Origin of the sequence: Nocardia arthritidis NBRC 100137, from assembly GCF_001612765.1 — a bacterium.
In the GTDB taxonomy this organism is placed as follows: domain Bacteria; phylum Actinomycetota; class Actinomycetes; order Mycobacteriales; family Mycobacteriaceae; genus Nocardia; species Nocardia arthritidis.
Map to the genome: position 1 here is coordinate 1 of NZ_BDBB01000048.1, position 13310 is coordinate 13310.

General features: G+C 68.3%; 12 protein-coding genes. 3 read left to right on the plus strand and 9 right to left on the minus strand.

Annotated features, from left to right (window positions below; all coding sequences use genetic code 11):
• Nucleotides 1-337: 337 nt before the first annotated feature.
• The 4 genes from NA8_RS27490 to NA8_RS27505 all read right to left on the minus strand — a co-directional run bounded on the left by NA8_RS27490 (nucleotide 338) and on the right by NA8_RS27505 (nucleotide 5628).
• Nucleotides 338-1507, minus strand: a complete 1170-nt coding sequence (locus NA8_RS27490; protein WP_169810572.1) for a CHAP domain-containing protein — start codon at nucleotides 1505-1507, stop codon at nucleotides 338-340.
• A 237-nt stretch (nucleotides 1508-1744) separates the two neighbouring features.
• The gene (locus NA8_RS27495) at nucleotides 1745-2596 is read right to left on the minus strand and encodes a TIGR02569 family protein (protein ID WP_063053252.1); all 852 of its coding nucleotides are present in this window, start codon (nucleotides 2594-2596) and stop codon (nucleotides 1745-1747) included.
• 408 nt (nucleotides 2597-3004) lie between these two features.
• The gene (moeZ, locus tag NA8_RS27500) at nucleotides 3005-4189 is read right to left on the minus strand and encodes an adenylyltransferase/sulfurtransferase MoeZ (RefSeq protein ID WP_063053253.1); all 1185 of its coding nucleotides are present in this window, start codon (nucleotides 4187-4189) and stop codon (nucleotides 3005-3007) included.
• 269 nt (nucleotides 4190-4458) lie between these two features.
• The gene (locus tag NA8_RS27505; protein WP_084467128.1) at nucleotides 4459-5628 is read right to left on the minus strand and encodes a DUF3152 domain-containing protein; all 1170 of its coding nucleotides are present in this window, start codon (nucleotides 5626-5628) and stop codon (nucleotides 4459-4461) included.
• A gap of 281 nt (nucleotides 5629-5909) precedes the next feature.
• On the opposite strand from NA8_RS27505, the gene fasR reads away from it, so the two are divergent.
• Nucleotides 5910-6575 (plus strand): HTH-type transcriptional activator FasR, encoded by a 666-nt coding sequence (gene fasR / locus NA8_RS27510; protein WP_040869167.1) that lies wholly within the window; start codon nucleotides 5910-5912, stop codon nucleotides 6573-6575.
• A gap of 79 nt (nucleotides 6576-6654) precedes the next feature.
• Here the strand turns inward: fasR and NA8_RS27515 are convergent, their stop codons facing one another.
• Both NA8_RS27515 and NA8_RS27520 read right to left on the minus strand, forming a co-directional pair.
• On the minus strand, nucleotides 6655-6885 hold the full coding sequence (locus tag NA8_RS27515) for a DUF3107 domain-containing protein (protein ID WP_040869214.1): 231 nt from the start codon (nucleotides 6883-6885) through the stop codon (nucleotides 6655-6657).
• A gap of 66 nt (nucleotides 6886-6951) precedes the next feature.
• Nucleotides 6952-7491: a YceI family protein gene (locus NA8_RS27520; protein ID WP_063053254.1), complete on the minus strand. Its 540-nt coding sequence runs from the start codon at nucleotides 7489-7491 to the stop codon at nucleotides 6952-6954.
• 102 nt (nucleotides 7492-7593) lie between these two features.
• On the opposite strand from NA8_RS27520, the gene NA8_RS27525 reads away from it, so the two are divergent.
• Nucleotides 7594-8430, plus strand: a complete 837-nt coding sequence (locus NA8_RS27525; protein WP_063053255.1) for a helix-turn-helix transcriptional regulator — start codon at nucleotides 7594-7596, stop codon at nucleotides 8428-8430.
• 7 nt (nucleotides 8431-8437) lie between these two features.
• Here the strand turns inward: NA8_RS27525 and NA8_RS27530 are convergent, their stop codons facing one another.
• The 3 genes from NA8_RS27530 to NA8_RS27540 are packed head-to-tail and all read right to left on the minus strand — an operon-like array spanning nucleotide 8438 to nucleotide 11136.
• Complete coding sequence (locus NA8_RS27530; protein WP_063053256.1) at nucleotides 8438-9139, minus strand: ferritin-like fold-containing protein; 702 nt, start codon at nucleotides 9137-9139, stop codon at nucleotides 8438-8440.
• A 27-nt stretch (nucleotides 9140-9166) separates the two neighbouring features.
• Nucleotides 9167-10222, minus strand: a complete 1056-nt coding sequence (locus NA8_RS27535; protein WP_063053257.1) for an alpha/beta hydrolase — start codon at nucleotides 10220-10222, stop codon at nucleotides 9167-9169.
• A 56-nt stretch (nucleotides 10223-10278) separates the two neighbouring features.
• Nucleotides 10279-11136: an SCO6745 family protein gene (locus NA8_RS27540; protein ID WP_063053258.1), complete on the minus strand. Its 858-nt coding sequence runs from the start codon at nucleotides 11134-11136 to the stop codon at nucleotides 10279-10281.
• Between the two features lie 409 nt (nucleotides 11137-11545).
• Here NA8_RS27540 and NA8_RS27545 point away from each other — a divergent pair, with 409 nt between their 5' ends.
• Entirely contained in the window at nucleotides 11546-13306 is a 1761-nt protein-coding gene (locus NA8_RS27545; RefSeq protein ID WP_063053295.1) for a DEAD/DEAH box helicase, read from the plus strand.
• Nucleotides 13307-13310 lie beyond the last annotated feature (4 nt).

Genomic DNA, 13310 nt, shown 5'->3' on the forward strand with positions numbered 1-13310 from the left:
ACTCTCAGCAGGTTCGGCCATCGAGTTCCAGCACGCCGACGACGAGATCGATCGCACCGCCGCAAATTTGGGCATCAACGTGTCCGGCAACGAGTCTGCTTCAGTGAACGATCTTTCGATCTGAGCAGGCTGTCGCGCGGTTCAGGGCACCGCGCACGGAACTGTCGCGAGACTCCGTGCGCGGTGCACCGGAACATGTGCGGCGAAGGTATGTGCTGCCACGGTTCAGTGCAATGCCATGGTCGGAAGTAGGCGACCACGTCCGGCCGGGATCGCCGAACTCGCATCACCAGCACGGACCGGCCGGGTAACCGGCCGAAAACCGTGAGTAAAACCGTTATACCCGCGCGGCGTTGTTGGACGGCGGCTTGACCACTCCGACAAGCGATCCCGCGTTCATGGAATAGCTGTTGGATTTCAGTTGATCGCTGGAATTGCCTTCGATGGTGGTGATCCGGCCGGTTCGGGGATCCACGGACTCCACGATTCCCACATGGTCGGGAGTTCCGTCGCCTTCCCAGTCGAAGATGATCATGTCGCCCTTCTGGGCATTCGAGATATTCGATGCCAACCCCATATGCTTGGCATCGTTCCAGATGGCGGGCACATAGTTCTTGTTGGTCCAGTCGACGTTGTAACCGGCCTGATCCCACGTCCAGGTGGAGAAGGCCGCGCACCACGCGTCGTTGATGTTGTACGGGGCCTTGTAGAGCTTGCCGTCCGGGCCGCGGAACATGGGGACGTTGTTGCCTCCGCTTTCGGAGACACCGAGCGCCAGTTGCTCTCGCGCCTTCGCGACGATGTCGTCCGGAGTCCCCGTACCTCGGGTCCAGGTGGCGTTGCTCGCGGTCGGCGCCCACGGAGACCGGGACCCGACATCCGGCGCGTTGCCGTAGGGGTTGCGCGGGAGGTCGGGCATCATCTTGTAGATATCGCCCGCGTCCCTCTGCATACCACTGTCCGCGTCCTCGATCGTGTCATGCACACGGTCCACGCCCTCCAAAATCAGCTGCAACAGCCGATTTTCCTCGCCGGCGGTCAGGTGCAAGTTCCCATCGGGCAGACGGGTCAGCTGGTGCTCCCCTGGTGCGCGACTCAACTCGGTTTTGAGCCCGGCCACGATCCCTTTGACATCCTGGAACGCTTTGTTGGAGGTGTCGAAGCTCGCGATGGCGCTTTCGTTCACACCGTCGTTCTGCGCTTGCAGTTGCGACGTTTTATCCCGGAACGCACCGCGCTTGTCGTCATAGTTGTCGACCAGCACCGACGAACCAGGATCGAGCGTCTGGGCGCCATCCTTGGTGAGCTTTCGACCGTCGGCGCTCAACAGCTTCTTATCCGCCAGCCAAGCGATCATGTCCGGCTGGCCGCCGTCCCACCCGGACGCGAACAGCACGACCGCGTTCTGCATGTATACATTGGCGGCGTCGACAACCGCATTGAGACCATCGCTGGCATAGGCGGGATGCGGAAGGTCTTCGAGATCTATGTCTGCAAGGGTCGTCATGCACACCCTCCACCCGGCGTGGTCCACACGGCCTGTCCCCGCGGGACAACAAACAACATCCGTACCTCTCTCGGCGAGAGTCTCTGGCGCATGCGGCACACATGCGTTACCGCGAGTATCCGGCATTCCCGACATTGGCGACAGCGGCGGCCATCCGAACCCCGGGTGGGCTGTTTGCCGAACCGAACGAGTCGGATCTGTGGTACCCGAATACCTCGCCCGAGAACCGCTTTGCTCTCAGAGGGTCAGGCGCACCATGTCCGCCGTCCGCGCCAGACCCGGGAACGCCTGCGGAGTCGACCGCGGGTGCAGCGCGTGCACCGCGAGCCGGAACATGACCGCGCGCAACAACATCTGCGGCCACTCCGGCAGGTCCGCCCAGCGTTCGAGCAACCCGTCGTCCGCGCCGCCCCAGGCCAGTGCGTCCACCACGATCACGCCGGCCGCCCAGGGCGCCGGCCGCCAGTACGGCGTGATGTCGGTGAGGCCGGGGACCTGCGCACCCGCGAACAACACGGTGCCGAACAGGTCGCCGTGCACCAATTGCGGCGGCGTCTGCACCGGCTTGCGGAGGGTGGCCAGCTGACCGATCAGTTCGATGCTGCGCCGCCCGTCCGGCGAGGTCGACAACGACGCCCCACCCGCGCGGAGGCTGCGCAGCGGCACCGGCTCCCAGGCGGCGCGATCGGCCGCGACGAACACATCGACGTCCACCCACGGCACGACGGGAGGCTGCGAGAGGAAGCGCGGCCGCTCGAGGTGGGCCGTCGCCTGGTGCAGGCGCAGGGACACCGAGACCACCTCGTCGTGCCGTGGCTCGGGCGCGCCCTCCAGATAGGTGTCCGCGCGCCACCCGGACACCACATAGCGGCCGTCGGTCGCCCGCACCGGACGCGCCAACCGCAGGCCGTCCACCTTCAGCGTCTCGCGGATCTTCGCAGACCACGCCGCGCGCGCGTGATCGGCGACCGGACTGAGCACCACGTCACCGAAGCGCCAGCCGCCTTCCCAGTCGCCGATCGAAACCGGGGTCACTTCGCGCAGACCGAACGTGGCACGCACATGCTCGGGAGGTTCCACAGAAGTCACGGCCGTACGGTACGTCGTGTCTGATTTGGCGCGCCTCCGGCGCGCCGTGTTCGCGGCTCCCTTGTGGCTCGAGTCAGAGTGACCGCCGCTGGCGACTGCGTCGCGGACGCGGCGGCCATCGGACGCGAGCCCGGCCGCGAACGGCGGATGCTCGGTCTCGCTTCGCTCGAAAGAGGGATCTGAGGTTGTGTGGCCGCGTCTGCTGACAACCTCCGCATTCGAGAACACCCACTCGCAAGTCGACTGCGTACGAACCGCTTCCATAGCGAGCCATCGGCCTGTCCGGCGCGCCCGGTAGGTCGAGTCGCCGGCGCTGTGCGGGTTCACGACCGGGGGCCGAATTCGGTGAATATCGCACCGTTCGGCCGCCACTTGCCTGCGCAGCGAGGCGCGCAGGCGTTCACCGCCTCAGTACACCGGCAGCGACTTGTCCACCTGGTTGGCCCAGGCGATCACGCCGCCCTGCAAGTGGGTGGCGTCGGAGAAGCCCGCGCGTTTGAGCGCGGCCAGGGCCTCGGCGGAGCGCACGCCCGTCTTGCAGTGCAGCACGATCGGACGGTTCTGCGGCAGCTCGGCCAATGCCTCGCCGGACAGGATGCGGTCCTTCGGGATCAGCCTGGCGCCCTCGATGTGCACGATGTCCCACTCGACCGGCTCGCGCACGTCGATCAGCTCGATCGACGTGCCCGAAGCAAGCAACTCCTCGAGCTCACGCGCGGTGATGGTGGACCCGGCCGCGGCCGCTTGGCCCTCGTCGGACACCACGCCGCAGAACGCCTCGTAGTCGATCAGCTCGGAGATCGGCTGACGCTCCGGGTCACGGCGCAGCTTGATGGTCCGGTAGTTCATGTCCAGTGCGTCGTACACCATCAGCCGCCCAAGCAGTGGCTCGCCGATGCCGGTGATCAGCTTGATGGCCTCGGTCACCATCACCGAACCGATGGACGCGCACAGCACGCCGAGCACGCCGCCCTCGGCGCAGGACGGAACCATGCCGGGCGGCGGGGCCTCCGGGTACAGATCGCGGTAGTTGATGCCGCGCCCGTCCGGCGCGTCCTCCCAGAACACCGAGACCTGGCCCTCGAAGCGATAGATCGAGCCCCAGACATACGGCTTGCCCGCCAACACCGCCGCATCGTTCACCAGGTAGCGGGTGGCGAAGTTGTCGGTGCCGTCGACGATCAGGTCGTACTCGCGGAACAACTCGATCGCGTTCTCCGGTTCCAGCCGGATCTTGTGCAGCCGGACGTCGATGCCGGAGTTGATCTCCAGGATCGAATCCCGCGCGCTGTCGGCTTTCGGGCGGCCGATGTCGGATTCGCCGTGGATGACCTGCCGCTGCAGGTTCGAGGCGTCGACCTCGTCGAACTCGACGATGCCGAGCGTGCCGACGCCCGCGGCGGCCAGGTACAGCAGGGCGGGCGAGCCGAGACCGCCCGCGCCGATCACCAGCACCTTGGCGTTCTTCAGACGTTTCTGCCCGTCCACGCCGAGATCGGGGATGATCAGGTGTCGGCTGTAGCGGGCTACCTCATCCCTGGTCAGCTCCGCGGCCGGCTCGACAAGTGGCGGCAGGGACTTGGGTGATGACACGTCCAGGACTCCTCGAATCGCTTGGCCGATCGCTGCGGCGGTGTGACGCCCGTATCGGGCGGGCTCAACTGTGCAACACCGGCGACCGGACCGTTCTTCCCGCCCATCGTTCCGTATGCCCGGCGCGCCGCGACTACCACCCTCTCCATCCGACGAACACTGCCCTCCCATGTCGACGGTATCGGCCTGACCTCGGGTTCCGAGCGGAGCGAGACCGAGCATCCGCCGTCCGCGGCCCGCGCCGCAGGCGCTGGAAAAACAAGCACAGCCTATCCCCGAGGGTAGGGCCACGGGTTGAAGCGGCAGCGCTTGCCGTCCATCGGGACCACACCGTGCGGATCGAGGGAGGCGATGTCGTCGTTCTTGGTACCGAAGGTCTGCTGCATCATCACCGGAGCCAGCCCACCGTCGGTCTCGCACGGCTGGTGCTGGTGGTAGCCGATGGCGTGGCCGACCTCGTGGTTGATCAGGTATTGCCGGTAGGACCCGATATCGCCTTCGAAGGCGAGCGCGCCGCGCACCCAGCGGACGTCCGACAGCACCACGCGGCGATCGTCGGCGTTGTAGCAGGAGGTATCGATCGGGATGTCGAATCCGCACTCCTTGCGGCTGGATCCCCGGGAGGTGAGCGAGACACGAAAGTCGGCGTCGCCCTGGTCGACCCGGCGGAACGCGAACTTGGGGTCGTGCACCCAGCTCTTCGGATTGGCCAGGGTGGAATCGACCATCTTGGCGATGGCCTCGTCACCGCCCAAGCCGGAGGTGTCCACGCCGTTCTCGATCTCCACCGTGTAGCGGAAGACGGTCGTGGTTCCGGTGCCGACCTGGGCGGTGGTGCCGGGCACCACGTGCCAGTCACCCGCGCCGGTCTCGGCGAACGCGCCGCCCTCGGGAAGTGCCCCGGCGGGTAGATCGGTGGAGAAGTGCCCGTCGCCCGGAGGGGCGCCGATGATGCCCGCGGTGGCGGTGGCCGGACTGAGGCGCCCGAGCCCCGGATCCGAGCCCGCGATGCTGTCGGGGTCGGCGGCGCGGATCGCGTCTACGACGACCAGGACGGTGATCACGACCAGAACGGGCAACGCGTACGCCCGCCAGCCGTAGGTCGAGACGAATCTGCCGAGCGCGCTCTGCTTCTTGGCGTCCCGATCGGGTCTGCCGCGGTCCCTGCCGTCGTCGGGGGACGTGGGATCCCAGCGGGCGCGCAGCGGCTGATGGGATCGTTCGGCTTTGTGCGAGTAGAGACCCAGCGGATCGTAGACCTCGACGCCGTCTCGATCGGGCTGCTCCGGATCGGGCTGTGACACAACGGGTTCGGGCGGTTTGCCGCGCTTGCGCTCTTTCTTCCCGCGACCGGGTGATCCGCCGCCTGCCCCCGACCGCTCGGCCGCGCCGGTTCGAGCCGCACCATCGGATCGCGCCTCTGGCCAGGTTCTCGCCATGTGGTCCGACCCTACGGAACCGGACGCGCCGGAGCCAGCCGGGCGGTGCGCACCGTGCCGTCCGGCGGGGGGTCTATCCGGTCGGTCGGTCACGTTCACCAGCGTCTCACAGCGGCGAATCCCCACTCACGGGCACACCTTGCGGCCCCGTCGGTGCGAGAATTCTTTTCGGGTGGCACCAGTTGCCCGGCCCCGATCCGCGGGCGGGCGACAACCGGGTATCGTTCATGAGATAACCCGGTGCACACCCCTTTGCCGGGGAATCGACTGGGAGAGCCGAAATGACTGACCTCGTGGACCGGATGACGTCCCGTAGATCGTCGTCCGAGGCCATGGCACCCGCCAAACGCGGTACCCGGCTTCCGCGCGACGAGCGACGTCAACAGCTACTCGCGGCGGCAAGCGAAGTCTTCGTGCAGCGCGGGTACCACGCCGCGGGCATGGACGAGATCTCGCAGTGCGCCGGAGTGAGCAAACCGGTGCTGTACCAGCACTTCAGCAGCAAGCTGGAGCTCTATCTCGCGGTGCTGCAGAACTACGTGGACATGCTGGTGTCCAGCGTCCGCCAAGCGCTGCGCTCCACCACCAGCAACAAACAGCGCGTGCGTGCGGCGGTGCAGGCGTACTTCGACTTCGTGGACAACGAGATGCAGGGCTTCCGCCTGGTCTTCGAGTCCGACCTGACCAGCGAGCCGCAGGTGCAGCGCCGGGTCGAGCAGGCCACCGAGGCCTGCGTGGACGCGGTCTTCGATCTGGTCGCGCACGACTCCGGCCTGGACCCCTACCGGGCCCGCATCCTGGCCGTCGGCTTGGTCGGCGCGAGTCAGTTCACCGCGCGGTACTGGCTGGAGGCCGATCGGCCGATCCCGAAGGAGGAGGCGGTCGACACCACCGTCTCGCTCGCGTGGGGCGGCCTGAAGCACGTGCCGCTGCACCCGATCGACTGAGCGGTCACCACGACGAACGAGCCCCTGTCCCCGAGCTATCGGGGACAGGGGCTCGATTGCGTATGGGCCGGACCGGGAATCAGACCGCGGCGAAACCGACGCGGCCGCCGGTGGTGGAACCGATCTCGACGTAGGCGACCTTCGACGCCTGGATCAGGAACTTGCGGCCCTTCTCGTCGGAGAGCGACAAGACGCCACCGTCGCCGCCGCCGAACGCACCGGACACCAGCGCCTCGACCTCGTCCTGGGTCTGCGCGCTGTTGATCACCAGCTCGCGCGGGCTATCCGAAATACCGATCTTGACCTCCACGGCCAACCTCCGAACCTGAGAGTCCTGTGCTGTCGAGTCCAGGCTAGTGGGGGCCGCCGACGGCATTCACTTCGGCTCGATGAGCTGGATCTCCAATTCGATCTTGACGGTGTCGCTGAGCATGCCGGGCAGGGGGCCGCCGACGCCGAAGTCGGTGCGCTTGATGGCGCCGGTGGCGGAGAAGCCCGCGTGCCGGTCGCCGGTCGGGCCGAAGTCCCGCACGCCGCCCCACTCGACCTCCAGGGTGACCGGCTTGGTGATCGCGCCGAGCGTGGCCTCGCCCTCGACCTCGAAGGTCTCCGCGACGACCACCGGCCGGGTGGCGCGGAAGGTCAGCGTGGGGCGGTTGGCGACGTCGAGGAAGTCGGCGGTGCGGATGTGGGCGTCGCGATCGGCGTTGCCGGTGTCGAAGGAGTCGAGGTGGATCGTCGCGCCGATGGTGGCCGCGCCCGATTCGTCGACCACGAATTCGGTCTCGAACCGGGTGAATCCGCCACGCACCTTGGAGATGCCGAGATGACGAATGGTGAAGGCGACCGAGGAGTGCGCGGTGTCGAGTGCCCACGAACCGGTTTTCAACGTGGTGGATTCCGAGGTGGATGTCATACCTCCGACAATGACCGGACCACGGTCCGCTAGCCAGACCGCCGTTATCCTGGACCTGACAGGGCGCGGATAACCGTCCTCGGACCGGGCACGATGGGACACATGGCTCGAAACGGATTCGCGGAATTCCTCATCGCGCGTCGCGCCGAATTGCGGCCGTCGGACGTCGGCATGCCCGAGGGCGGACGCCGCCGGACCCCTGGCCTGCGTCGTGAAGAGGTCGCCGTCCGCGCGGGGGTGAGCGCCGACTATCTGGCCCGGCTGGAGCAGGGACGCGACACCAACCCGTCGGTCGCGGTGATCGACGCCTTGGCCGACGCACTGCTGCTGAGCGGCGACGAACGCCAGCACTTCAGCATGCTCGCACTCGCCTCGGGCAACGAATCCCGGTGCCCCGGCAACGAATCCGCCGCGGAGGAGGTGGCTCCGACGATCGAGACCATCCTGCGGGCCTTGCAGCCGACGCCGGCCTTCGTGGTCGGCCGGAGGCTGAACGTGCTGGGCTGGAACCAGGCGTGGGCCGATTTCGTCGCCCCGCTGGGGCTGCTGGACGGAGCCCATCGGCCCAACCTCGCGTGGTACACCTTCGAGCATCCCGCGGCGCGGCGCGTCCTGCGCAACTGGGAGCAGGCCGCCGACGCCTTCGCCGCCGCGCTCGGCCGCGCCAAACTCCACTGGCCGGGCGACGACGCACTGCTGGAGACGATCGCAGCGCTGCGCGAACTCCCGGATTTCGCGGAGCGCTGGAAACCGCATCGAGTCGGCGCCGCGGGCTCCGGGATGCTGCACCTCGACCATCCCGTGCACGGCATGGTCGAGGTACCGTTCGAGACCCTGGAAGCCGACCGCGACCAGAGCGTCGTCGTCTGGCTGACCGACCGGGCGAGCACGCATGCGCCCGGCTTGCGGCTGGTGCCCGACCGCGCGGCGAACGCGTAGCCCGCGCTCAGATGCCGAGTACCGCCATGCGCTCGGCGTGACTGTCCTGCATTCGCTCGATCAGCGCCGCGATGCCGTTGAGGTCGCCGGTGGCGGTGAGCACCAGGTCGGTGAGTTCGTCGCGCTGCGCCATGACGTATTGGGCCTGCGTGAGCGCCTCGCCGAGCAGCCTCCTGCCCCAGAGGGTGAGCCGGTCGCGTTCGGAGCGGCTCTCGGTGACCGCGCGGCGCACCTCCTCGACCACGAACTCCGAGTGCCGAGTCTCGGCGAGCACGTCGCGGACCACCGCGGCTACATCGGGAGTCAGCGCGCCCGCGATCTCGGTATAGAAGTCCGCGGCGATGCCGTCACCGACGTAGAACTTCACCATCGACTCGAGCCACGTCGATGGGTCGGTGGAGGCGTGGTAGTCGTCCAGCGCGCGCACGAACGGCGCCATCGCGTCGAAGACATCGGCCCCCCGCGCGGCCAGCGCGGACTCCAGCGTCTTGAAATGCTCCATCTCGGCCGAGGCCATCTTCGCCACCGCCACCTTGCCCCGCAGGGTCGGCGACAGCTTGGCCTCCTCGGCCAGCCGGTAGAACGCGGAGATCTCGCCGTAGGCGAGCACCGCGAACAGGTCGGTCACGCCGGGATGACCGGCGGGGATGAAGAGGTTTGCTGGGTCGGTCGACGAAACACCTAACGCGGCAGGTGACTGTGCTCCCATGTGCCCCAGCGTAATACTCACCGCGGTTCAGGCGGTCTCGGCCAGGAACTTCTCGAGATAACTCCATGTCGTGTCACGCGCGGTCGGCGCGGCCAGGATGCCCAGGTGACTGCCGGGGGCGCTCTCGTAGCGGACCATCGCCGCTCCGGTGAGCACGCGCGCGCCCGCCTCGACGGCGGGAGCCGGGGTGATCACGTCGGAGGGCCCGCCTACGAGCAGGACCGGCGCGGTCACATTCGCCAGCTCTATCCGGCGTCCGCCGAGCACGACGACACCGCGACCGATGTCGTTGGCGAGGATGAACCTGCCCCACAGCTGGCCGTAGAAACGGCCGGGATACCCGGGCATCTCGGCCATGAACCGGTCGATCGTCTCCATTTTGGCCAGTGCCTCGGTGCGCGCGATATTGCTCGCGACGAACCACGGCCGGGTCAGCTCGCGGTCCCAGGCGGTGACCTTGTAGCCGATTCGAGTCAGTGTCGCAGGAACGCCACCGGCCGCGCGGATGACGGTGGAGGTGGCTCGGCCGCCGGTGAGTCTCGCGACGGCGCGCAGTTGCGGCACGCCGGTCATCCGGTCGTAGTCCAGCGGTGAGCCGACGGCCGTGATGGACCGGATGGGCAGCTCGGGGTGCGCCGCGGCGGTCAGCAAGGCCAGCGTGCCGCCGAGCGACCAGCCCACCAGATCGACCGCACGTCCGTCGCGATCGGCACTGGTGCGCAGCACCGCCTCGGGCAGGATGTCATCGATCCAGTCCTCGAAGCCCATGCGCCGGTCGGCGAAGGTGATCTCGCCGTAGTCGACGACGTACGGGCTGCGGCCGATCTCCAGCAGGAAGCGCGCCAGGCTCTGGTCGGGCCGCAGGTCGAAACAGGTGGCGGGCGCGGCGAGCGGCGGGACCAGCAGGACGGCCGAATCCCCTTCCGGCGCCGTCGCGTTCGCTGGCTCGAAGCGCCGCAGTTGCCGATGCGGCTGGTCCCACAGGATCGTCGCGGGAGTCGGGTCCGGCGCCTCGATGCCGGAGCCGAAGGTCAGCGCCCAGGCGTTGCGTGCGGCGAGGGTGACAGTGTCGGCAAGGCTCACATCGAAGAGAGTCTCATATGACGGTACCGTCGGTAACAGGCAAGTCCCGGAGCGCGCTACCGCGGTCCCATGCCGACCGGGTTGAGTGGCGGGACCACGGCCTCTTGCACGCTGCGCACCAGCGGCTCTAGCGACGTGGTGAGCTCGGTGATCGCGTCGGCCGACAGCACCGCGAGCGCACCCGTCCACGCCGCGTCGTCGGTCTCGGCCTCCACTTCGGCGAGCAGCTCCGCGCCACTGCCGGTGAGGGTCGGAGTGACCGGTTCGCCTTCCACCAAGCCCCGGGCGCGTAACTCGTCGAAGACATCCGCCCACTCCGCCTCCGACACCCCGCGCGCGAGGCGCATCACCGATTCGGGCGCCTTACCCGCGGCCACCTGGGCGACCAGCGCTTGGCGTCCACTGAGACCATGGGTGACCAAGGCCGCGACATGGCCGTCGCCACGGTGCTCGCGCAGCGAGGTGGTCAGCTGCCACAGCGCTGCCACCGGGTCGGCGGGCAGCGGCAGGTCCGCGTTGGCGGCGAACAGCGCCCGGCCGGTCGGATCGGCCTCCCGCTGCGCGGGCGTGAGCAACTCCACCGCGCGAGCGCACACCGCGTCACCCGCGCCGATGCCGCGCAGCAGACCGGTGGCCAGGTCGAGCCGGGTGGCGAGGCAGCTTTGCGGCGTCGCCCGTTCCCACGCCTCCGGCAGCGCGCGCCGCACCATGTCGGGGTGGAATCCGGCGAAGACCGCTTGCACCGTCGCGGGTGTCACCGCGCCCAGCGGCGCGGCGCGGAAAGCGAAGTAGGTCTGCCAGTAACCGCGCAGGCCGATTCCGACGCCCGCCTCCTTGACGCCGGTTCCGAAATAGACCACATCGTGTAGCGGTTCGAGCGTCGCCCAGATTTGCCGCGCCGGATGAATTCCCATGTGGCGCAGCGTACGTGGGTGCGCGGTGCGACGAAAGCAAACGACTGGTCCGGCGGATTTTCCGGAGCGCGCCGCAGTGGCAATTCGAGCGACGCACAATATCACGCTACAATCGCGTCGGACAACGGAAAGTTTCGCTCGACAGAGTTGCCGGACGTCGCGCTCACGCACATCGCGGAGACGCCGCTGCGACCGCTGACCGGTTTCGGGTGCGAAGTTTTCGTTGGACAGGAAAATGTGCGCGCACCAATCCGCGTCACCAGTGCGCCGCGCCGATGTTTTGCGAGGTAGCCGCCGCTTGTCGCGGCAGGCGCCCGGCATCCGGAGCGTGGCCGGGTGAAGTATCGCCTGCGGAGTCGTGGTCGTCGTGGACCGCCCGGTCCGCCCCACCTCGTGCGCGCGGGACGTGATTACGAGGAAGGCACGAACCCTGAGCAAGATCACAGTCGATCAGGAACCAGGTCTGGCGGAGACCCTGTTGACGGCCGAGCTGGACGCAACGCACACCGCCCCGACTTTCACCGAATTGGGGGTGCGCGAGGAAATCGTCCGCGCACTCGGCGAGATCGGAATCGAACGTACTTTCGCCATTCAAGAACTGACCCTTCCACTGGCGCTCGCCGGGGAAGATCTCATCGGTCAGGCCCGCACCGGTATGGGTAAAACCTTCGGATTCGGCGTGCCGCTGCTGCACCGAATCGCGACCGCGGAATCGGGCACGACGCCGCTGGACGGCACACCGCGCGCACTGGTCATCGTGCCGACGCGCGAGCTGTGCATCCAGGTCACCAAGGATCTGGAGAACGCGAGCAAGTACCTGACCAATCACCAGGGACCGCTGCGCGTCGCGTCCATCTACGGCGGCCGCCCCTACGAGGCGCAGATCGCGGCGCTGCGCGCGGGTGTCGACGTGGTGGTCGGCACGCCCGGCCGACTGCTGGACCTGGCCGACCAGCAGCACCTGATTCTCGGCAAGATCGGCGTGCTGGTGCTGGACGAGGCCGACGAGATGCTCGACCTGGGCTTCCTCCCGGATATCGAGCGCATCCTCGGCATGGTCCCGGACAAGCGCCAGACCATGCTGTTCTCCGCGACCATGCCCGGGCCGATCATCACCCTTGCGCGTACCTTCCTCACCCGCCCCACGCACATCCGGGCCGAGGAGCCGCACGACTCGGCGGTGCACGACCGCACCGCGCAGTTCGTCTATCGCGCGCACGCCTTGGACAAGAGCGAGTTGATCGCGCGCATCCTGCAGGCCGACAGCCGGGGCGCCACGATGATCTTCACGCGCACCAAGCGTACGGCGCAGAAGGTGGCCGACGACCTCGCCGAGCGCGGGTTCGCGGTGGGCGCGGTGCACGGCGACCTGGGGCAGATCGCCCGCGAGAAGGCGCTGACCAAGTTCCGCAAGGGCGCCATCGACGTGCTGGTCGCCACCGACGTGGCGGCGCGCGGCATCGACATCGATGACGTCACGCACGTCGTCAACTATCAGTGCCCGGAAGACGAGAAGACCTACGTGCACCGGATCGGGCGCACCGGCCGGGCGGGACGCACCGGCGTCGCGATCACGCTGATCGACTGGGACGAACTCAACCGCTGGTCGGCGATCGACAAAGCGCTCGGCCTCGGCATCCCCGAGCCGGTCGAGACGTACTCGCGCTCGCCGCACCTGTACTCCGATCTCGGTATTCCCGAGGGCGTGACGGGCGTGGTGCGCAAGGCGCAAGTGGAACGCGACGCGGACGCGGTCGTGGTCGAACGCCCGGCCCGCACCCCGCGCAAGCGCAACCGCAGGCGCACCCGCGCCGGCCAGCCGATCGACGGTACGCCGAACGCCGCCGACGCGGCCGAGACGGACTCGCCCGCGGACGCCGAGAGTACGTCTTCGGAGCAGGCGGGAGCCGAGTCCGACGCCGACAAGCCCGCCCGCCGCAGGCGCAGGCGGCGCAAGCCGAGCGGCGACGGGACCGACAACACCGCGGGCGACGAGTCGAGCACCGAGGCCTCCGACGACCACGGCAGCTCGGACGACGACGCGGACGAGACCGGCACCGCCGACCGGCCCGCTCGCCGTCGGCGCAGGCGCCGTCGTGCCGGCGAGGGCGAGGCGGCGGCGGAGGACGCCGGGAGCGCGGCGGAGCCCGCGGCAGCGGCATCGGCCTGACCGC